This window comes from Rheinheimera pacifica, assembly GCF_900108485.1.
Classification (GTDB): Bacteria; Pseudomonadota; Gammaproteobacteria; order Enterobacterales; family Alteromonadaceae; genus Alishewanella; species Alishewanella pacifica.
On sequence record NZ_FNXF01000001.1, the window covers coordinates 405,306 to 424,890 of the forward strand.

The 19,585-nt window shown below is 50.0% G+C and carries 21 protein-coding genes; 19 read left to right on the forward strand and 2 right to left on the reverse strand.

Annotation, left to right across the window (positions count from 1 at the left end):
- Positions 1 to 2 precede the first annotated feature (2 nt).
- Entirely contained in the window at positions 3 to 1,289 is a 1,287-nt protein-coding gene (gene purD / locus BLW68_RS01795) for a phosphoribosylamine--glycine ligase (protein WP_092789548.1), read from the reverse strand.
- Positions 1,290 to 1,346: 57 nt separating this feature from the next.
- The gene (locus tag BLW68_RS01800; RefSeq protein WP_092789550.1) at positions 1,347 to 2,183 is read right to left on the reverse strand and encodes a class I SAM-dependent methyltransferase; all 837 of its coding nucleotides are present in this window, start codon (positions 2,181 to 2,183) and stop codon (positions 1,347 to 1,349) included.
- 170 nt (positions 2,184 to 2,353) lie between these two features.
- On the opposite strand from BLW68_RS01800, the gene trmJ reads away from it, so the two are divergent.
- The 19 genes from trmJ (at position 2,354) to bamB (ending at position 19,583) form a co-directional block, all read left to right on the forward strand.
- Positions 2,354 to 3,094, forward strand: a complete 741-nt coding sequence (trmJ, locus tag BLW68_RS01805; protein ID WP_092789552.1) for a tRNA (cytosine(32)/uridine(32)-2'-O)-methyltransferase TrmJ — start codon at positions 2,354 to 2,356, stop codon at positions 3,092 to 3,094.
- Between the two features lie 3 nt (positions 3,095 to 3,097).
- Positions 3,098 to 3,907, forward strand: coding sequence for a serine O-acetyltransferase (cysE, locus tag BLW68_RS01810; protein WP_092789554.1), 810 nt, complete (start codon positions 3,098 to 3,100; stop codon positions 3,905 to 3,907).
- A 103-nt stretch (positions 3,908 to 4,010) separates the two neighbouring features.
- The gene (gene iscR / locus BLW68_RS01815) at positions 4,011 to 4,493 is read left to right on the forward strand and encodes a Fe-S cluster assembly transcriptional regulator IscR (RefSeq protein ID WP_068228327.1); all 483 of its coding nucleotides are present in this window, start codon (positions 4,011 to 4,013) and stop codon (positions 4,491 to 4,493) included.
- A 17-nt stretch (positions 4,494 to 4,510) separates the two neighbouring features.
- Positions 4,511 to 5,725 (forward strand): IscS subfamily cysteine desulfurase, encoded by a 1,215-nt coding sequence (locus tag BLW68_RS01820; protein WP_092789556.1) that lies wholly within the window; start codon positions 4,511 to 4,513, stop codon positions 5,723 to 5,725.
- Between the two features lie 30 nt (positions 5,726 to 5,755).
- A complete protein-coding gene (gene iscU, locus BLW68_RS01825; protein ID WP_068228332.1) occupies positions 5,756 to 6,139 on the forward strand; it encodes a Fe-S cluster assembly scaffold IscU in 384 nt (127 codons plus the stop codon).
- Between the two features lie 5 nt (positions 6,140 to 6,144).
- Positions 6,145 to 6,468 (forward strand): iron-sulfur cluster assembly protein IscA, encoded by a 324-nt coding sequence (gene iscA / locus BLW68_RS01830; protein WP_068228334.1) that lies wholly within the window; start codon positions 6,145 to 6,147, stop codon positions 6,466 to 6,468.
- Between the two features lie 41 nt (positions 6,469 to 6,509).
- Positions 6,510 to 7,034 (forward strand): co-chaperone HscB, encoded by a 525-nt coding sequence (gene hscB, locus BLW68_RS01835; RefSeq protein ID WP_068228337.1) that lies wholly within the window; start codon positions 6,510 to 6,512, stop codon positions 7,032 to 7,034.
- 8 nt (positions 7,035 to 7,042) lie between these two features.
- Positions 7,043 to 8,896: a Fe-S protein assembly chaperone HscA gene (hscA, locus tag BLW68_RS01840; protein ID WP_092789559.1), complete on the forward strand. Its 1,854-nt coding sequence runs from the start codon at positions 7,043 to 7,045 to the stop codon at positions 8,894 to 8,896.
- Between the two features lie 3 nt (positions 8,897 to 8,899).
- Positions 8,900 to 9,238 carry an ISC system 2Fe-2S type ferredoxin gene (gene fdx, locus BLW68_RS01845; RefSeq protein WP_068228343.1) on the forward strand — a complete coding sequence of 113 codons (339 nt, stop codon included), beginning with the start codon at positions 8,900 to 8,902 and terminating at the stop codon, positions 9,236 to 9,238.
- A gap of 145 nt (positions 9,239 to 9,383) precedes the next feature.
- Positions 9,384 to 10,538 carry a porin gene (locus BLW68_RS01850; RefSeq protein WP_092789561.1) on the forward strand — a complete coding sequence of 385 codons (1,155 nt, stop codon included), beginning with the start codon at positions 9,384 to 9,386 and terminating at the stop codon, positions 10,536 to 10,538.
- A gap of 9 nt (positions 10,539 to 10,547) precedes the next feature.
- Positions 10,548 to 10,961 carry a type 2 periplasmic-binding domain-containing protein gene (locus BLW68_RS01855; RefSeq protein WP_092789563.1) on the forward strand — a complete coding sequence of 138 codons (414 nt, stop codon included), beginning with the start codon at positions 10,548 to 10,550 and terminating at the stop codon, positions 10,959 to 10,961.
- Between the two features lie 160 nt (positions 10,962 to 11,121).
- The gene (ndk, locus tag BLW68_RS01860; protein WP_092789565.1) at positions 11,122 to 11,553 is read left to right on the forward strand and encodes a nucleoside-diphosphate kinase; all 432 of its coding nucleotides are present in this window, start codon (positions 11,122 to 11,124) and stop codon (positions 11,551 to 11,553) included.
- A 107-nt stretch (positions 11,554 to 11,660) separates the two neighbouring features.
- On the forward strand, positions 11,661 to 12,788 hold the full coding sequence (gene rlmN / locus BLW68_RS01865; protein WP_068228348.1) for a dual-specificity RNA methyltransferase RlmN: 1,128 nt from the start codon (positions 11,661 to 11,663) through the stop codon (positions 12,786 to 12,788).
- Positions 12,789 to 12,803: 15 nt separating this feature from the next.
- Positions 12,804 to 14,378 carry a type IV pilus biogenesis/stability protein PilW gene (gene pilW, locus BLW68_RS01870; RefSeq protein ID WP_092789567.1) on the forward strand — a complete coding sequence of 525 codons (1,575 nt, stop codon included), beginning with the start codon at positions 12,804 to 12,806 and terminating at the stop codon, positions 14,376 to 14,378.
- Positions 14,375 to 15,265, forward strand: a complete 891-nt coding sequence (locus tag BLW68_RS01875) for a RodZ domain-containing protein (protein ID WP_092789569.1) — start codon at positions 14,375 to 14,377, stop codon at positions 15,263 to 15,265. The genes pilW and BLW68_RS01875 overlap by 4 nt, the downstream gene beginning before the upstream one ends.
- A 2-nt stretch (positions 15,266 to 15,267) precedes the next feature.
- Entirely contained in the window at positions 15,268 to 16,371 is a 1,104-nt protein-coding gene (gene ispG / locus BLW68_RS01880) for a flavodoxin-dependent (E)-4-hydroxy-3-methylbut-2-enyl-diphosphate synthase (RefSeq protein WP_092789571.1), read from the forward strand.
- Between the two features lie 82 nt (positions 16,372 to 16,453).
- Complete coding sequence (gene hisS / locus BLW68_RS01885) at positions 16,454 to 17,728, forward strand: histidine--tRNA ligase (protein WP_092789573.1); 1,275 nt, start codon at positions 16,454 to 16,456, stop codon at positions 17,726 to 17,728.
- A 30-nt stretch (positions 17,729 to 17,758) separates the two neighbouring features.
- Entirely contained in the window at positions 17,759 to 18,391 is a 633-nt protein-coding gene (locus BLW68_RS01890) for a YfgM family protein (RefSeq protein WP_092789575.1), read from the forward strand.
- A gap of 10 nt (positions 18,392 to 18,401) precedes the next feature.
- Positions 18,402 to 19,583, forward strand: a complete 1,182-nt coding sequence (bamB, locus tag BLW68_RS01895; protein ID WP_092789577.1) for an outer membrane protein assembly factor BamB — start codon at positions 18,402 to 18,404, stop codon at positions 19,581 to 19,583.
- Positions 19,584 to 19,585: the final 2 nt, after the last annotated feature.

The window sequence follows — 19,585 nt, forward strand, 5'->3', positions numbered from 1 at the left end:
CACTACTTTTGCTCGCGGGCAATGGCACGGTAACCTATATCGGTGCGGCAGAACATGCCGTCCCAGCTGATTTTATCTGCCAGCTGATATGCCGCCTGTTGCGCTGCAGTGACATTGGCGCCCAAGGCTGTGGCACACAGCACGCGGCCGCCGTTGGTGACGACGTTAGTGCCTTTTAACTCAGTACCGGCATGAAATACCTTAGCGGTGTTACTGTCTGCGCCATCTAAACCGCTAATCACTTTGCCTTTGGCATAAGTATCAGGGTAGCCACCGGCGGCCAGTACTACGCCTACTGCGGCCTGCTGGCTAAACTGGATTTGTTTACCAGCCAGTGCAGTTTGGGTAGCCGCTAAACACAGCTCAACTAAGTCAGATTCCAGCCGCAGCATAATCGGTTGGGTTTCCGGGTCGCCAAAGCGGCAATTAAATTCCAGCACTTTGGCACTGCCATCCGGTGCTATCATCAAACCTGCATATAAAAAGCCGGTAAATACTGTACCTTCTGCCGCCATACCGTTTACGGTGGGGTAAATAACATTTTGCATTACCCAATCGTGTACCGCTGGTGTTACCACCGGTGCCGGCGAATAAGCCCCCATGCCGCCAGTGTTCGGGCCTTTGTCGGCGTTATCGCGCGCTTTATGGTCTTGCGATGAAGCAAACGGCAGGGCCGTAGTGCCATCAACCATTACAATAAACGAGGCTTCTTCGCCGGTTAAAAACTCTTCTACCACAACACGGCTGCCGGCATCGCCGAACTTATTGCCGGATAACATATCGTCAATTGCTGCCGCCGCTTCGTCTTGCGTTTGTGCAATGATCACGCCTTTACCTGCGGCTAAACCGTCGGCTTTAATTACTACCGGTGTGCCCAGCTTTTGCGCAAAGGCTTTAGCCGGGGCGGTTTCGGTAAAGTTTTGGTAAGCCGCAGTGGGAATGTTGTGGCGGGCTAAAAAGTCCTTGGCAAAGGCTTTAGAGCTCTCCAACTGCGCTGCGGCCTTGGTTGGGCCAAAAATAGCTAACCCGGCAGCGCGAAAGGCGTCAACTACGCCTTTGGCCAACGGGGCTTCCGGGCCAACAATGGTCAGCTCAATGTTTTCTTGTTGCGCAAAGGCCAGCAGCGCTGGCACATCATCTGCCGCAATCGCAACGTTGGTCAGGTTGCTTTCGCGGGCAGTGCCGGCGTTGCCCGGCGCGACATATACCTTGCTGGCTAAAGGTGACTGCGCTGCTTTCCAGGCCAGTGCATGTTCGCGGCCACCGCCGCCAATTACCAATACTTTCATTTAGCTTTCCGTTAGTTATTCAAAAAAAGTGTGCAATAAAGGTTATTCAGTATCCGCTTATTCAGTGACAGGTTTGCGAAACTTCAGTGTCATGCGGTCACTTTCGCCGATGGCCAGATATTTTTCTTTATCCTGCTCTTTTAAGCGCAGTACCGGTGGTAACGTCCAGACGCCGCCCGGATGATCTGCGGTATCTTTCGGGTTGGCATTTATTTCGCTGCTGCTGTCAAAAATAAAACCGGCTTTTTCTGCCAGCGTAATGGTTAACTGCTGCGGGAAATAGCCTGATTTCATCCATTCGCCGGTCATTTTGTCTGCCGGTAAGCGGTGTTCTACTACGCCCAGCACGCCACCGGGCTTCAATGCTTTATAAAAGTCTTTAAAAATGGCAACCATACCGTCATCTCCGCCATTGCTATACCAGTTATGCAGATTACGGAAGGTTAATACCACATCAGCACTACCAGCAGGGGCAATAGCTGAGCTGTTGTCCGGGGCAAAGTCGGTTAATTGCACACGGTTGTATATTGGGTTAGCAGCCAGTTTTTCGACAAAGGCGGCGCGGTTGCGTTTGTAATAATCGGAGGTACTGTCGGCAGGAAAATGCGCAGCATAGTAAGTGCCGTGCGCGGCCAGTAACGGTGCCAGAATTTCAGTGTACCAGCCGCCACCTGGGGATATTTCTACCACGGTGCTGTCGGGTTTAACCTCAAAAAACGCTAAGGTAGCAACCGGATTACGGTATTTATCGCGGGCGACATTTGCCGGGCTGCGTGTTGGATGATCTACTGCCAATTGTAAAGCTTCAGTGTGATCACCCTTACTGGCATCAGCATTAGCCAGTGGGCTTAACAGAACAGCGGACAGCGCAAGAGCAAGTTTTATTGTTTTCATCTTCGTGGTTCCCTGTTGTAAAAGTGGCGCTAGTGTAGCAAAACAATAGGCAAAAAGCAGGTTGCAGCGGCGCATTAATCTGCATTATTCAGATGGCCAGACTGCTATTTTCTCGTCAACAAATGCGCAAGGCTATGCTAGAATGCCAGCCCTTTTACGCGGGAAGCCTTATGTTAAACCAGATCCGTATCATTCTTGTGGGCACCACCCATACCGGCAATATTGGTTCGGTGGCCCGCGCCATGAAAACCATGGGCTTGTCAGCGCTGTATTTAGTGGCGCCTAAAGAGCTGCCCGACGGCCAGGCCTATGCACTCTCTGCCGGTGCCAGCGATATTTTAGCCAATGCTAAAGTGTTCGATACGCTTGAACAGGCGATAAGTGATTGTGGTTTAGTGGTAGGCAGCAGCGCGCGTTCACGCACGTTAAGCTGGCCAATGTTGGAGCCGCGTGAATGTGGTGTTAAAGCGGTGCACGAAGCGGCAACCCATCCGGTGGCGCTGGTGTTTGGCCGCGAAAGCAGTGGCTTAACCAATGAAGAGCTACAACTGTGTAACTACCACGTTTGTATTCCGGCTAACCCGGAATACAGCTCGCTAAACCTGGCGATGGCAGTGCAAATTGTCACTTATGAAGTGCGCATGGCCTGGTTACAACAAGCATTACAGCAGCAAACTGTTGATGATGTGGCCTACCCGAGCAGCGAGCAAATGAACAGCTTTTATCAACATCTGGAACAAACGCTGAACGACACCGGCTTTATTATCCGTCAGCACCCGGGTGTGGTTATGACCAAACTGAAACGTTTATTTACCCGGGCCCGGCCGGAAGAGGCTGAATACAATATACTGCGCGGCATTTTAACCTCAGTGCAGCGTTATGGCCGTAAGACACAGGGTGATAAGGAGTAGCGCATGTTTGCTGGTATCAAAGAAGATATCAAAAGTGTGTTTGAACGCGATCCGGCTGCACGTAGCAGCTTTGAGATATTAACCACTTACCCTGGTTTGCATGCCATTTGGTGGCATCGTGTCTGTCATAAATTGTGGAGCGGCAACTGGAAATGGCTGGCACGTTTTTTAAGCACTATTGCCCGCTGGCTTACCGGTGTTGAAATTCATCCAGGTGCCAAAATCGGCCGGCGTTTTTTTATCGATCACGGTATGGGTGTGGTGATTGGCGAAACGGCTGAAATTGGTGATGACGTTACCCTGTATCATGGCGTAACACTGGGCGGCACCAGCTGGAACCCGGGCAAACGTCACCCCACTTTAGGTAATGGGGTGGTTATTGGTGCCGGTGCTAAGGTGCTGGGTCCGTTAATAGTGGGCGAAAATGCCCGCATCGGCTCTAATGCCGTAGTGGTAAAAGATGTACCGGCAGGTAGCACCGTAATTGGCATTCCGGGCCGTATTGTGGCCAAAGCCGATGTTGAGGTCAGTGCAGAGCGCAAACAACTGGCACAAAAGTTTGGTTTTGACGCCTATGCCGTGGCAGCAGATAACCCCGATCCGGTTGCCAATGCTATAGGCCGTATGCTGGACCATATTCAACTGTTGGATACCAAAGTCGGTGAGCTGTGCCACAGCGTCAATCAGCTCGGTGGCAATGTCTGTGAAGAAGTACCGACAGTGAATATTGAAGAAGAAGACTTTAAGTTAGCGGAACAGCGCGCGGCGCAAGAGCGCAAACGTGACGTAGAGGCCTTTGATCCAACCATCTAACGGAACCTTAATCCTGAATACCTGACTAATGCAGTAGGTTATTAATACTTGACTAAAACAGTCGGGAATGTACAATGGCGCCATTGTTTTCAGGGAGCAAAGCATGAGATTAACATCGAAAGGCCGCTACGCGGTAACGGCTATGCTGGATGTAGCCTTACACACAGCAACCGGGCCGGTGCCACTGGCTGATATTTCAGAGCGTCAGGGTATTTCGTTGTCATATCTTGAGCAATTGTTTGCCCGCTTACGTAAACAGGGTTTGGTTAGCAGTGTGCGCGGGCCGGGTGGCGGTTATCAGCTGGGCCGTGAGGCTGGCAGTATTTCAGTATCAGATGTGATAAGCGCGGTGGATGAGTCGGTAGACGCTACCCGCTGTCAGGGTAAATCTGACTGCCACAGCGGTACCCGTTGTTTAACCCATACTCTGTGGAGTGATTTAAGTCACCGCATTGAAGATTTTCTTACCGGCATTACGCTGGGCGAGCTGGTAAATAAGCAAGATGTACAATACCTGGCAAAACGGCAAAACAGCCGTATTGTAAAGAATCCGGCAACTGATATCGAAGTCAGCTGCCAGCTGTAGGCAACACGGAGCAAATAATGAAGCTACCTATTTATCTGGATTACGCTGCAACTACCCCGGTCGACGCCCGGGTAGCAGAGAAAATGATGCAGTTTTTAACAATGGACGGCGAGTTTGGTAACCCGGCGTCGCGTTCGCATCGTTTTGGCTGGCAGGCAGAAGAAGCGGTAGAAATTGCCCGCAGCCAGATTGCAGAGCTGGTAAATGCTGATCCACGCGAAATTGTATTCACCTCAGGTGCTACCGAATCAAATAACCTGGCCATTAAAGGCGCTGCCGATTTTTACCGTAAAAAAGGTAAGCACCTGATTACGGTAAAAACCGAACATAAAGCCACGCTGGACACCATGCGTCAGCTGGAGCGTGAAGGCTATGAGGTAACTTACCTTGAGCCGCAAACCGATGGTATGGTTACTGTTGCGATGTTGGAAGCGGCTATCCGCCCGGATACATCAGTAATTAGCGTAATGTTTGTTAATAACGAAATTGGTGTGGTGCAGGACATTGCTGCCATTGGCGAGCTGTGCCGCAGCAAAGGTATTATTTTCCATGTTGATGCGGCACAAGCTGCAGGCAAGCTGGATATTGACTTACAAGCGCTGAAAGTAGATTTAATGTCGTTCTCCGGCCACAAGGCTTATGGCCCTAAAGGTATTGGCGCCTTGTTTGTGCGGCGTAAACCCCGTATCCGCTTAGAAGCGCAGATGCACGGTGGCGGCCATGAACGTGGTATGCGTTCAGGCACTTTACCAACGCACCAGATTGTCGCCATGGGTGAAGCCTTCCGTTTAGCTAAGCTGGAAATGCACGACGAAATTAAGCGTATTACTGCGCTGCGCGATCGGCTGTTAAACGGCGTAAAAGATATTGAGCAGGTGTTTTTAAACGGCAACCGTGAACAGCGCGTGCCACATATTACCAATATCAGCTTTAACTATGTTGAAGGTGAGTCGCTGATTATGGCATTAAAAGACATCGCCGTATCGTCAGGCTCTGCCTGCACTTCAGCCAGCCTGGAACCATCTTATGTGCTGCGCGCCCTGGGTATGAGTGACGAGTTGGCACACAGTTCTATCCGTTTCAGTATCGGCCGTTATACTACCGAAGAGCAGATTGATCACACGATTAAAATTGTGCACCAGGCGATTGAAAAACTGCGTGCAATGTCACCACTGTGGGACATGTACAAAGACGGCGTCGATTTAAACACTGTGGCCTGGGTTGCGCACTAAGCGCACTGGCTGCACATTGAGGTAACTATCATGGCATACAGTAATAAAGTAATCGATCACTACGAAAACCCGCGCAATGTTGGCTCATTTGATAAAGATGACGACACTGTTGCTACCGGTATGGTAGGTGCACCAGCATGTGGCGACGTAATGAAGCTGCAAATTAAAGTTAATGCTGCTGGCATCATCGAAGATGCAAAATTTAAAACCTACGGCTGTGGCAGTGCTATTGCTTCCAGCTCTCTGGTAACAGAGTGGGTAAAAGGCAAAAGCCTGGACGAAGCGCAGCAAATTAAAAATACTGACATTGCTCAGGAGCTGGCGCTGCCACCGGTAAAAATTCACTGCTCTATTCTGGCAGAAGATGCCATTAAAGCAGCGATTGCTGATTATAAGCAAAAACACGGAGGCTAAATACTATGGCTATTTCGATGACAACGGCAGCCGCCGAGCGGGTACGCAGCTTTTTGCAAAACCGTGGTAAAGGCGTGGGTTTACGGGTAGGTGTTAAAACTACCGGTTGCTCGGGCCTGGCTTATGTACTGGAGTTTGTCGATACGCTCAACGACGATGATCAGGTGTTTGAACAAGACGACCTGAAGCTGATTGTCGACGGTAAAAGCCTGGTATATATAGACGGCACCCAGCTGGACTTTGTTAAAGAAGGCCTGAATGAAGGTTTCCAGTTTAACAACCCGAACGTTAACGGCGAATGTGGTTGTGGCGAAAGCTTTACTGTTTAAGTACTTAATCCAAGTAACTAATTTAAACATCTAAGGGCCGGATGAATTACTTTCAGCTGTTTAATCTGCCGGCGAAGTTCGACCTCGACTTAACTGAGCTGGGGTCGCGCTATCTTAAGCTGCAAAAGCAGTTCCACCCGGATCAGCACAGTAGCGGTTCGGAGCGGGACAAACTATTGGCCGTGCAACAAACTGCCAATATTAACGATGCTTATCACAGCTTAAAGCAGCCATTAATGCGGGCAGAACATTTGCTGGCACTGCGCGGTTTAAAAATAAGCCACGAGCAGCGCAGCTTTACTGATCCGCTGTTTTTAATGCAGCAAATGGAGCTGCGCGAGCAACTGGCTGAAATAGACCAGAGCGCCGATCCCGATGCGGTTATTGACACTATAGAGCGCCAGTTGCAGCAGCAGAAAAAACAGTTGTTACAGCAGTTGGCTACGGCGTTAGACAGTGAAACCGCTGAGCAGGATCAACAGGCAGCAGACCTGATCCGTAAACTAAAATTCTTCTTTAAGCTGCAGCAAGAGCTGGAGCTGATAGAACAGCAACTACAAGACTAAACAACACTATGCTATTACAAATCGCAGAGCCCGGACAAAGCGCTGCGCCGCATCAGCACAAGCTGGCGGCCGGTATTGACCTTGGCACCACCAACTCACTGGTGGCAACAGTACGTAGCGGCGAAGCCAGAACGCTGGTTAACAGCCAAGGGCGCGATATGCTGCCGTCGGTGGTGCGGTATACCGCAGATAGCGTGGTGGTAGGTGATGCTGCCATGGCATCAGCGATAAATGACGCTGAAAACACCATAGTGTCAGTAAAACGCCTGATGGGTAAAGGTTACAACGAAACCCTGGCGTTAAAAGACAAAGTGCCGTATCAGCTGATCGATCAGCAAGGTTTAGTTGCCATTAATACCGTGCAGGGCGTAAAAAACCCGGTGGAAGTATCGGCCGAAATTCTGGCCACGCTGGCTAACACGGCCAGTGAAACCTTAGGTGGCGAATTAAACGGCGTGGTAATTACCGTACCAGCCTATTTTGATGACGCCCAGCGCCAGGCCACTAAAGATGCCGCCAAACTGGCCGGTTTAAATGTGATGCGCCTGCTAAATGAACCCACAGCAGCAGCACTGGCCTACGGCCTTGATTCCGGCCAGGAAGGTGTGATTGCAGTATACGATTTAGGCGGCGGCACCTTTGATATCTCTATCCTGCGTTTACGCCGTGGTGTGTTTGAAGTATTGGCCACCGGCGGTGACTCAGCCCTTGGTGGTGATGATTTCGACCATGCTATTGTCGGCTATTTGCAGCAACATACCGGTGAAGCTGAGTTATCACATCAGGCAATGCGGCAGTATTTAACCACAGCGCGCAGCATTAAAGAGCAGTTAACCGACAGCGATACGGTCAATTTTTCTTTGCCTGTGGCAGGCCGCCAATTCAGCGGTACGCTAAGCAAAACAGAATTTGAACAGCTGGTAGCACCGCTGGTTAAAAAAACCATTCGCGCTTGTCGCCAGGTGCTGCGCGACGCTGGTTTAACCAGCGATGAAATTGTTAAAGTAGTGATGGTTGGCGGCTCTACCCGAGTGCCGTTGGTGCGCACTGAAGTGGCCACATTTTTTGCCACTGAACCGCTTACCTCTATTGATCCGGATAAAGTGGTGGCAATAGGCGCAGCTATTCAGGCCAATGTGCTGGTAGGCAATAAAGCCGATGGCGATACGCTGCTACTGGATGTGATCCCGCTATCGCTCGGCCTTGAAACCATGGGCGGCTTAACCGAAAAAATTATTCCGCGTAACACTGTAATACCGGTAGCGCGGGCACAGGAATTTACCACCTTTAAAGACGGCCAAACGGCGATGGCACTGCATGTGGTGCAGGGCGAGCGTGAGCTGGTAGAAGACTGCCGCTCACTGGCGCGGTTTGAACTGCGTGGCATACCTCCACTGCCAGCCGGTGGTGCCCATATCCGCGTTACTTTTCAGGTAGATGCCGACGGTTTATTAAGTGTTACCGCACAGGAAAAATCTACTGGTGTGCAGGCCAACATTCAGGTCAAACCCTCTTATGGTTTAAGTGATGACCAGGTTGCCACTATGCTAAAAGGCTCGATGCAGTATGCGCGCCAGGATATGCAGCTGCGGTTATTACGTGAACAGCAGGTAGAAGCCGAACGGGTACTGGAAGCGGTGTCACAAGCGCTTAAAGCCGATGCGGCCTTATTAAGTGCGCAGGAGCTGACCAATATTAACCAGGCGCTGACAACCCTCGCAGAGGTAAAACAAGGTGATGATACCGCGGCTATTAAAGCGGCGATTGAGCATACCAACACATTAACTGATGACTTTGCCGCCCGGCGCATGGATCAATCAATCCGTAGTGCGTTAACAGGCCATAACGTGGACGAGGTATAACAAATGCCACAAATCGTATTTTTACCCCATGCCGAGCTGTGCCCTGATGGTGCCGCAGTTGAAGCCAAAGCTGGTGAAACGGTATTGGATGTGGCGCTACGCAGCGGCATTTCGATAGAGCATGCCTGTGAAAAATCCTGCGCCTGCACCACCTGCCACGTTATCGTGCGCGAAGGGTTTTATTCACTAAATGAGAGTGAAGAACTCGAAGACGATATGCTGGATAAAGCCTGGGGCCTGGAACCTGAATCACGCTTAGGCTGTCAGGCGCGTATTGCTGATGAAGACCTGGTGGTAGAAATTCCAAAGTACACCGTCAATATGGTCAGCGAAGGCCACTGATTTACCTGCCTTGGTAACGAAACGGCCCGCAGGGCCGTTTTTTTATGCCAATAATCTGTTCTTACTCAATAAAACCAGCGCTTTGCTGGTGATTAATGATGGTTAGGCTAGGATTTGGAAGACAACGATAACAGACGGAGTAACTATGTTAAAAAAATCTCTGATAGCGGTGACATTATCAAGCTTACTGATCGCACCGGCGTATGCTGATCTGACTATAAATGGCTTTGCGTCAATTAAAGCCGGTATAACACTGGACAGCGACGACACCCTGTATGGTTATGATGATAGCCTGGACTTTAAAAATGAGAGTTTATTTGCTGTACAGCTAATGTCAGATTTGGGTGAAAAGCTGTCTGTTACTGCGCAGCTAATGGGGCGCGGTGCAGAAGACTTCGATGTTGAATTTGAATGGGCTTTTATCAGTTATCAGCTTACTGACGAAATACGTATTAATGCTGGCCGTTTACGCACGCCGTTTTATAAATACTCTGACTTTCGCGATGTGGGTTACGCCTACGACTGGCTACGTGTACCACAAAGCGTTTATGGCTTAGGCTTTGATAATATTGAGGGTATATCTTTTTACCACACCACGCAGTTAGGCAGCTTTGATTCTAACCTGCAGTTAATTGCCGGAGCTTACGATGGCGATGCCACAGTCAGCGGCAATAATGTTGATGCCGAGATAAAAAATGTACTGGGCGTGGCCTGGGAGTTGGGTCGCGACTGGTACAGCCTGCGTGCTGCCTATTTGAGGGGCAAGGTAACCATTGATGCTCAAAGCGCCCAGTTACAGCCCGGTGTTACTTTTGGCGATTTTTTTGCAGGTTTATCCGGTGCGGGTTTTGGTGCGCTAGTAAACGAGATTGATATTAACGAAGAAGATGGTGCTTTTTTCGGCGTCGGTTTTACTGCTGACAAAGACGATTGGCTGCTGGTGGCCGAGTACACCACGGTAAAAGTAGACAATAGTTTTATTGCCGATCAGAAAAACTTCTACGTATCGGTTGGTCATCGTTTTGATAGCATAACGCCCTATGTCTCTTATGAGAAAGAAGATAATGAGGCCAAAACAGAAATATACGCCCCTTACCTGGCAACATTGCCACCACAATTGTTATTGCCGGTAGCGGGCATAGTGCAAAGCCAGGCCCGTAAAGCAACCACTTACAATCTGGGGTTACGTTACGACTTCCATCCTTCAGCGGCGTTTAAACTGCAGTACAGCTCTGAAGATAATAAAATCGCTGATCTGCGTCAGGATGTACTGGCGTTTGGCGTAGATTTGGTATTTTAAGGGGGCCTTATGCGTACAATTAAAACAGTCTTGTTGCTGGCAACCCTGTTATCCGGCGCGGCTATTGCAGATATTGCTGTAGTGGTTAACCCGGCCAATGCCAATGCGGTGTCAGCAGATGATTTGAACCGTTTGTTTTTAGGCCGGGCCAGCAGTTTTGCCGATGGCAGCAAAGCCACGCCGTTGAATATGGCCGAAGGTACGGCAGCACGTGATGAGTTTGACAGCAAAGTGCTGAATCGCTCCGCTGCCCAGCTAAAGGCCTACTGGTCAAAGTTAGTATTTACCGGTAAGGGCACACCACCGAAAGAACTGGCTGATGATGCTGCGGTTAAAGCCGCTGTTGCTGCCGACAGCAGCGCTATTGGCTATATCAGTAGCGCCAGTGTTGATAGCAGTGTGAAAGTGGTTGCCAGCTTTTAAACACGTCATTGTCATAATCAGCCGCGATACTGAAGGTTCAATACCTAAGTTCGCGGCTTTTTTGTCAGCAAAAATAGGTTTTTTTTTGCAACTAGCGTATAATTTGCCGCCTTAAATTTGAATCATTCAGTTTAATTACCCACTTAATCAGGAGCCTGTTATGGCGTTAGAGCGTACTTTTTCAATTATCAAGCCGGATGCTGTTGCCAAGAACGTAATTGGTGCTATTTACAACCGTTTTGAGTCTGCCGGTTTACGTATCGTTGCCGCTAAAATGCTACACTTAAGCAAAGAGCAAGCTGAAGGTTTCTATGCTGAGCACAGCGCGCGTCCATTCTTTGGTGCTTTAGTGTCTTTTATGACCTCTGGCCCGGTAATGGTACAAGTGCTGGAAGGTGAAGACGCTGTGCGTAAACACCGTGAAATCATGGGTGCTACTAACCCGAAAGATGCGTTAGCCGGTACTTTACGTGCTGATTACGCCGCCAGCATCGACGAAAATGCTGTGCACGGTTCAGACGCTGCCGCTTCTGCCGCGCGTGAAATTGCTTACTTCTTCACTGAAGCTGAGCTGTGTGCCCGTACCCGTTAAGCGTTAATCGCCTGCGGTAACGGACTAAGGGGGCAACAGCCCCCCTTAGTGCATGTTGGTACAGTGTTTTATGGCTATTGTTTATTGTGGTAAGGAGCGCTCTGCAAATGACTGAGCAGCAAAACAAAATTAATTTACTTGATTTAACCCGTGCGCAAATGCAGCAGTTTTTCGTCGATATGGGCGAAAAGCCGTTTCGTGCTGATCAGGTAATGAAATGGATTTACCACTTCTGTATCGATGATTTCGATAAGATGAGCAATATCAATAAAGTATTGCGGGAAAAACTTAAAGCCCGTTGTGTGATAGAAGCGCCGGTAGTCGTAACGCGCCAAGACAGCAGTGATGGCACCATTAAGTTTGTTATGGGCTTAAGTGGTGGCCAGGAAGTAGAAACGGTGTGGATCCCGGAAAAAGACCGCCGCACCCTGTGTGTGTCATCTCAGGTGGGTTGTGCGCTGGACTGCTCGTTCTGCTCTACCGCGCAGCAAGGCTTTAACCGTAACCTTAGCGTGGCAGAGATTATTGGCCAGGTGTGGCGCGTGGCGCAAATCATCGGTAGTTATGGCGATACCGGCGACAAACCGGTTACTAACGTGGTGATGATGGGCATGGGCGAACCATTGCTTAATCTGAACAACGTGGTACCGGCAATGGAATTAATGCTGGAAGATTTCGGCTTTGGCTTATCAAAGCGCCGCGTAACCTTAAGCACCTCTGGTGTGGTGCCTGCGCTGGATTTACTGCGTGATAAAATTGACGTGGCGCTGGCTATCTCGTTACACGCGCCAAACAACGAGTTGCGTAATGAACTGGTACCGGTAAACCGCAAGTACCCGATGGAAGAATTCTTAGCTGCTTCAAGGCGTTATGTTGCAAACTCGAAGGCCAATGATAAGGTTACCGTAGAGTACGTCATGCTGGATGGTGTGAACGATAGCATGGAGCAGGCGCACGAATTGGCGCATGCGCTGAAAGATACGCCATCGAAAATTAACCTGATCCCGTTTAACCCTTATCCGGGTTCACCATACAAGCGTTCGAGCAATTCCCGGATTGACAGATTTAACAAAGTCTTACAAGAATACGGCTTTACTGTTATTGTACGTAAAACCCGCGGCGACGATATTGACGCCGCTTGCGGCCAGCTGGTTGGCGATGTGATCGACAGAACAAAACGATTGATCAAAAAGCAGCAGAAAGGCCAACCTATAGCAGTAAAAATGCTGCCATAAAGCAAGGAAGGGCGCGTGTTAAAGCAGAGATTTTTCATTGGTGTAGCACTGTGTAGTGTTTTAGCACTGGCCGGATGTGTGTCAGAGCAAACCTATGTCGGTAGTGATAAGCCAGTGTCAGATCGCTCCTTTGACAATATAGAAGCCGCCCGCACCCGCATTTCGCTGGGTCTGAACTACCTGCGCCGGGGGGACACCTCGCAAGCTAAATATAATCTGGAACGGGCCCGCAGCTTCGCGCCTAATTCAGCTGAAGTGCACAGTGCTCTGGCATATTATTATCAAAGTGTTGGCGAAGACAAACAGGCGGAAGAGTATTTTCGCCTGGCCATCCAGAAAGACGCTAATTATGCTGATGCCTATAACAACTACGGTGCTTTTTTGTGCCAGCTGCATCGCTATGATGAAGCCGAGCAGTTATTGCTAAAGGCGATTAGCCGGCCAGGTTATATTCGCGTAGCGGACAGCTATGAAAACCTGGCGTTGTGTAAGTTGCAGCAAAATAATTTCAGTAAAGCCAAAACCTATCTGGACAGCTCCGTCAGCCATAACACTACCCGCATTACCTCGCTGACTATGCAAGCCGGATTATCCTACGCTATGGGGGATAATCGCGCCGCGAAAAACCAGTTAGACCGTATTTCACGCCTTGGCCGGGTTTCTGCCCGTACAGTATTGCTAAGTTACCTGATTGCCGAAAAAAGCGGTGATCGTGACACTATGCAAAGCGCTGAGCAGTTATTGCTGACGCTATACACGGACTCGCCGGAAACCCGGTTATTGTTGCAGGGCCGTTTAGCTGACAGCGAATTTGAACAACTGCGCGAGCGCTATAAAGACAGCCTGATGGCCAATATTGTGTTGCCGGATGACAGCGCAAAGCAACAAGTACCCACCCAGCCGGTAGATAACCCGAAGTTGAAAATAGTCAAACGCAAAACGGCTGAAGCAGATACTCAGGTTGCTGCTGTGGTGGCGCAAAAACCCGTTAAAAAAGCCACGCCAGTGCCCTCTGCCGTAGCGCCAGCATCAGCTGCTGCGCCAGCTCAGTCACTGAATAACAGTACCAGCGCTATTGCCGGTAGTTTAACGCAAAATAGCGCTGCGCTAACAACAGCGGCACCGCAGCCTGTAAGCTTACCGCAGGAAACTGCGACACCTAATGCAGCAACAGCGTCAGTGACCGGGCCAGAAACATCGGCAACCAGTAGCGTGCCGTTTCATATCGTAAAAGAGGCTGAGTCGTTATATGCCATCTCTGTGCAGCATAATATCCGTTTGCCGAGTCTGATGCAGTGGAACCAGCTAACACCGGCTTCAGTAATTAAGGCCGGACAAAAAATATGGCTGGCTGAGGTTAGCCCTGAACAACTGCAGGCGGCGCAACCGGCCAGTAAGCCCGCGGTTATCCAGCAGGATATCAGCTCGCCTTATCATCAGGTAGCAAGCGGTGAAACCATGTTTGCTATTTCTTATCGCTATAACATCCGGCTGGACAGGTTTCTCAGCTGGAACAATCTAACCGAGCAAAGCAGGCTTAAGGTTGGGCAGCAGGTGTATATTGTCGACCCGGCCAGTATTGAACAATGAATAAAGAACCCGAAAATGAAACAGTAGCAGAGATCAGCGTAGGCCAATTGCTGCGTCAGGCGCGTGAACAGCGCAAACTGACCATACAGCAGGTAGCGTTGCAGCTGAACCTCAAAGCAGAGCAGGTCGAGCGGCTGGAGCAGGATCAACCCGACGGCCGCACTCTTGAAACCTTTGCCCGTGGTTATGTGCGTGCTTATGGTCGCTTGTTGAAACTGCCTGAAACAGAACTGATGGCCGCACTTAGCCGCCAAACGGGTTCTGCCGCATCTACTGCCAAACCCATGCGTACCTTTTCTAATCGTACCGCCCATCAGGCGACAGAAAACCGTTTTATGTGGCTGACTTATGCCATTATCGCGTTGTTGCTGGTGTTGTTATTTGTCTGGTGGTGGCAAAGCGCGCGTGAAAATACCGCAGATAGCAGCTCAATACCAGCCAGCCAGCCAGTTGAGGCCAGAACCCAGCCAGTATCGCCGCAGCCAACAACAGAAGTGCCGGCCGCGCAGGCTACAGATGAACAAGCCGCTAGCATGGGTAGTGCAGCAGATAATGCCATTTCCGAGCAACAACTGAATGAAATGTTGCAGCAACTGGTACCACCATCAACAGAGCCGGTGCCTGCGGTTGAAGTGCCGCAGCTGGACACACTGGAAATGCGCTTTAGCGAAAACTGCTGGATAGATGTGGTTGATGCTGAAGGTAACCGGGTAGCTTATGGTACTAAGCAGGCAGGTTATATTATGCAGCTTACCGGTAAGGCGCCTTTTGTTATTACTTTGGGCAACCCTAGTGTGGTGAGAATTAATTTTAATCAGCAAGCCTTTGATATGTCAGCCTTTCCAGGTGGCAGAGTGGCCAAATTTACTATTCCCGAGTCAGAATAAGCATGTTTGCAGAAAATCCTATTAAACGCCGTCAAAGTACGCAAATCCGGGTAGGCAACGTATTGATTGGTGGTGATGCGCCAATAGCAGTGCAGTCTATGACTAACACCCGCACTACCGATGTTGCCGCTACCGTTGCCCAAATTCAGGCTATTGCCAAAGCTGGCGCTGATTTGGTGCGGGTATCAGTGCCAACCATGGAAGCTGCTGAAGCCTTTAAGCTGATTAAGCAGCAGTCACCGATACCGCTGGTGGCCGATATTCATTTTGATTACCGCATTGCACTAAAAGTCGCTGAATACGGTGTAGATTGTCTGCGTATTAACCCGGGCAATATTGGCCGCGAAGATCGTATCCGTGCCGTAGTAGATTGCGCACGGGACTACAATATCCCCATTCGTATTGGTGTAAATGGTGGCTCGCTTGAAGCTGACATCCAGGAAAAATACGGCGAACCCACGCCACAGGCACTGGTAGAGTCAGCCATGCGGCATGTCGATATTCTCGACCGGCTGAATTTTGATCAGTTTAAAGTCAGCGTTAAAGCATCAGATGTATTTCTGGCTGTTGGCGCGTATCGTTTACTGGCACAGCAAATTAAGCAGCCGCTGCATTTGGGAATTACCGAAGCCGGTGGTGCCCGTGCCGGGGCAGTAAAATCGGCCATTGGCCTGGGTATGTTACTGGCTGAAGGTATTGGCGATACATTGCGGATATCACTGGCGGCTGATCCGGTTGAAGAGGTAAAAGTTGCCTTTGATATTTTAAAATCCCTGCGCATTCGCTCACGCGGAATTAATTTTATTGCTTGCCCCAGCTGCTCGCGCCAGGAATTTGATGTGATCAAAACCATGAACCAGCTCGAAGAGCGGCTGGAAGATATTACCGAGCCTTTAACCGTGTCGGTGATAGGTTGTGTGGTGAATGGCCCGGGCGAAGCTTTGGTGTCTGATCTTGGCGTTGCCGGTGCCAGTAAAAAAAGTGGTTTTTACATTAACGGCCAGCGGCAAAAGCTGCGGCTGGACAATGAGCAGGTGGCTGATCAGCTCGAACAGCAGGTACGTGAATACCTGCAGCAAAAAATTGCGGTGCGTCAGCTGGATTAAGCCGGGCAACAGGCTTGGTGTTTAGCCATGTTACGCCTATAATCGCGGCTGTTTTTTAACTCAAACCGATGGAAGTTTAATTTTGTCGAAGCAAATTCAGGCCATTCGCGGTATGAACGATTGCCTGCCGCAGGACACTGTAGCCTGGCAATATGTTGAACAGACCCTGCGCCAGACAGTGGCCAGCTATGGTTACAGCGAAATTCGTTTTCCTATTGTTGAGATGACCGAGCTGTTTAAGCGCTCAATTGGCGAAGTAACCGACATAGTGGAAAAAGAGATGTACACCTTTGCTGATCGCAATGGTGACAGCCTAACACTGCGCCCGGAAGGCACCGCCTGTTGCGTACGCGCCGGTAATGAGCATGGTTTGCTGTACAATCAGGAACAACGGCTATGGTACACCGGGCCAATGTTTCGCCATGAACGGCCACAAAAAGGCCGCTATCGGCAGTTTCATCAGTTTGGCCTGGAAGCTTTTGGTATTGCCAGTGCCGATATTGATGCTGAAGTGATTATGCTAAGTGCACGGCTGTGGCAGCAACTGGGCTTAACGCCTTATGTAAAGCTGGAGCTGAACTCGTTGGGGTCCAGCGAAGCGCGGGCCGCGTATCGTGATGCGCTGGTAGCCTATTTAGAACAACATAAAGCTGCACTGGATGAAGATAGCCTGCGCCGTATGTATAGCAACCCGCTTAGGGTGCTGGATAGCAAAAATCCGGCACTGGCAGATATATTAGCTGCTGCGCCTAAGCTGGCAGATTATCTGGACCAGGATTCAGCAGAGCATTTTGCCCGTTTAAAGCAGTTGCTGACGCAAGCAGGCATTGAATTTAGCGTAAACCCACGTTTGGTACGCGGGCTGGACTACTACAACAAAACCGTATTTGAATGGGTAACTACAGAACTCGGCGCACAAGGTACTGTTTGTGCCGGTGGCCGTTACGATGGTTTAGTTGAGCAATTAGGTGGCAAAGCCACGCCAGCGGTAGGCTTTGCGCTGGGGCTGGAGCGGCTGGTGTTACTGCTGCAAACACTGCAGTTACTACCTGCACTGCCGTCCGTTGCTGATATTTACCTGATGGCACTTGGCGAACAGGCTGAACTTGCGGTACTTTCTGTTGCCGAAAGGCTGCGTGCCAGCTTGCCGGATAAACGCATTATGGTGCATTGTGGCGGCGGCAACCTGAAAAAACAAATTAAGCGGGCTGATAAATCCGGTGCGGCCATTGGATTGATCATCGGCGAAGATGAACTGGCACGTGGTGAAATCACAGTAAAATGGTTACGTGAAGACAAACCGCAACAAACAATTTTATTAACAGAACTGGCGAATACGCTGGCCCTTACAGCATAACGGGCCTTTGACGTAAAACGGAGCAACGCAGTGGAAATTTACAGCAGTGAAGAACAACAGGTAGAAGCAATTAAACGTTTTTGGCATGAGTACGGCAAAGCGATCCTCGCTGGTGTGGTACTGGGCCTGGCGGCATTATATGGTTTTCGTTACTACCAGGCCGAGCAGCGCAACACTGCTGAACAGGCATCAACGGCATATAACCAGTTACTGCAACAACGTGAAGCCGGCAGCAGTGAAGACTGGCTGACTCAGGCGCAAAGCTTTGTGGCGGGATCTAAAGGCGACAATTACGCTGTGCTGGCGGCGTTGATAACGGCAAAAGAAGCAGTAACAGCTAAAAACTATGATGTGGCAACACAGCAGTTGAACTGGGTACTGGCTAATGCCAAACAACCGGCATTACTGGCGGTAACTCAACTGCGTCTGGCGAAATTGCAACAGGAACAGGGTAGCTATGATGCGGCGCTGAAAACACTGGAAAAAGCCATGCCAGCGAGTTTTGCTTCTTTGCAGGCTGAACTTAAAGGTGACATTCTGGTACTGGCAGAAAAACTGCCAGAGGCAAAAGCAGCCTATCAACAAGCGCTGGCAACTGCAGGACAAAATCAGCAGTTGCTTCAGATCAAGCTGGACGAGCTGGCGCACGTCACTGCAGTGTAAAGAGGTAAGCGTGAAATTACAGTTAAAACAGGTCTTGCTGCTTAGTGCAGTTATACTTGCCGGATGTTCCAGCAAAGAAAAGCTGGTATTACCGCCGGTACAGAACAGCATCGATCCTGATGTAGTATGGAGCACCAGTATAGGTTCAGGTGTTGCGCATTATGAATCGTCGTTAACACCTATTATTGTCGGTGATACCGTATACGCTGCCAGCCGTGAAGGCCTGGTTGCCGCGTATAACCTGGAAAATGGTAAGCGTAAATGGCAGTTTGATTTGCGCAAACCTGCCGGCAGTTCGTTCTGGCGTGGCATTAGTGATGTCTGGTCTGGCGATAACGCCCGTATCGCTGGCGGTTTAAGTTACGGTTACGACAAAATCTATTTTGGCACTGAAAACGGCGATGTGGTTGCCTTATCTGCGGATGGTGAACTGGTATGGCGCTCAGAGGTAAAAGGCGAAGTACTGGCCAGGCCTGCAGTAGGCGAAGGCCTGGTGGTAGTGGCGACCGGTGCCGGTACTCTGGTGGCACTGCACCCGGACACAGGTGAAGAACGTTGGCAGTTTGAAAACGAACAGCCGGCGCTTACTCTGCGTGGCGTCAGCGATCCGGTAATTGAGGCTGGTGGTGTAATATACGGTTCTGGTAATGGCCATATTGGTGTGCTGATTGCCGAACGTGGCTATCAGGCATGGGAAGAACCGATAGCCGTGCCAAAAGGCAGCACCGATTTATCCCGTCTGGTTGATGTGGACGCGCGGCCATTAGTGGTTGGCGGCACAGTATACAGTATTGCCTTTAATGGTGAGCTGGTAGCGCTGGAGCTTCGCACCGGCCGTCAGTTATGGAAGCGCGACTACGCCAGTTTCCGCAATATGACGGTGGCAGGTGATACGCTGTATCTGGTGGATTCTGTAGGCCGTATATATGCTCTGGATGTACGCAGTGGCTCAGAAAAATGGTCGCAGTTTGGCCTTAACAAACATTATCTGACCGGCCCTGCTGTATATAAAGACTACCTGGTTATAGGCGACAACAAAGGCAATTTGCACTGGGTGAATCGTCAAACCGGTGATTTTGTTGCGCGCCAGAGTATGAATAGTTCTGGTTTTTACACCGAAGCGGTCAGCAATGGCAGCTATGTGTTGGTGCAAAGCCGCAATGGTAAGCTAGTCTTATTACAAACGCCTTAAAC

What these genes read in the sequence shown, in the direction of transcription:
- purD (WP_092789548.1), bottom strand. Translation starts at nt 1,289, where the DNA reads ATGAAAGTATTGGTAATTGGCGGCGGTGGCCGCGAACATGCACTGGCC.
- BLW68_RS01800 (WP_092789550.1), bottom strand. Translation starts at nt 2,183, where the DNA reads ATGAAAACAATAAAACTTGCTCTTGCGCTGTCCGCTGTTCTGTTAAGC.
- trmJ (WP_092789552.1), top strand. Translation starts at nt 2,354, where the DNA reads ATGTTAAACCAGATCCGTATCATTCTTGTGGGCACCACCCATACCGGC.
- cysE (WP_092789554.1), top strand. Translation starts at nt 3,098, where the DNA reads ATGTTTGCTGGTATCAAAGAAGATATCAAAAGTGTGTTTGAACGCGAT.
- iscR (WP_068228327.1), top strand. Translation starts at nt 4,011, where the DNA reads ATGAGATTAACATCGAAAGGCCGCTACGCGGTAACGGCTATGCTGGAT.
- BLW68_RS01820 (WP_092789556.1), top strand. Translation starts at nt 4,511, where the DNA reads ATGAAGCTACCTATTTATCTGGATTACGCTGCAACTACCCCGGTCGAC.
- iscU (WP_068228332.1), top strand. Translation starts at nt 5,756, where the DNA reads ATGGCATACAGTAATAAAGTAATCGATCACTACGAAAACCCGCGCAAT.
- iscA (WP_068228334.1), top strand. Translation starts at nt 6,145, where the DNA reads ATGGCTATTTCGATGACAACGGCAGCCGCCGAGCGGGTACGCAGCTTT.
- hscB (WP_068228337.1), top strand. Translation starts at nt 6,510, where the DNA reads ATGAATTACTTTCAGCTGTTTAATCTGCCGGCGAAGTTCGACCTCGAC.
- hscA (WP_092789559.1), top strand. Translation starts at nt 7,043, where the DNA reads ATGCTATTACAAATCGCAGAGCCCGGACAAAGCGCTGCGCCGCATCAG.
- fdx (WP_068228343.1), top strand. Translation starts at nt 8,900, where the DNA reads ATGCCACAAATCGTATTTTTACCCCATGCCGAGCTGTGCCCTGATGGT.
- BLW68_RS01850 (WP_092789561.1), top strand. Translation starts at nt 9,384, where the DNA reads ATGTTAAAAAAATCTCTGATAGCGGTGACATTATCAAGCTTACTGATC.
- BLW68_RS01855 (WP_092789563.1), top strand. Translation starts at nt 10,548, where the DNA reads ATGCGTACAATTAAAACAGTCTTGTTGCTGGCAACCCTGTTATCCGGC.
- ndk (WP_092789565.1), top strand. Translation starts at nt 11,122, where the DNA reads ATGGCGTTAGAGCGTACTTTTTCAATTATCAAGCCGGATGCTGTTGCC.
- rlmN (WP_068228348.1), top strand. Translation starts at nt 11,661, where the DNA reads ATGACTGAGCAGCAAAACAAAATTAATTTACTTGATTTAACCCGTGCG.
- BLW68_RS01875 (WP_092789569.1), top strand. Translation starts at nt 14,375, where the DNA reads ATGAATAAAGAACCCGAAAATGAAACAGTAGCAGAGATCAGCGTAGGC.
- ispG (WP_092789571.1), top strand. Translation starts at nt 15,268, where the DNA reads ATGTTTGCAGAAAATCCTATTAAACGCCGTCAAAGTACGCAAATCCGG.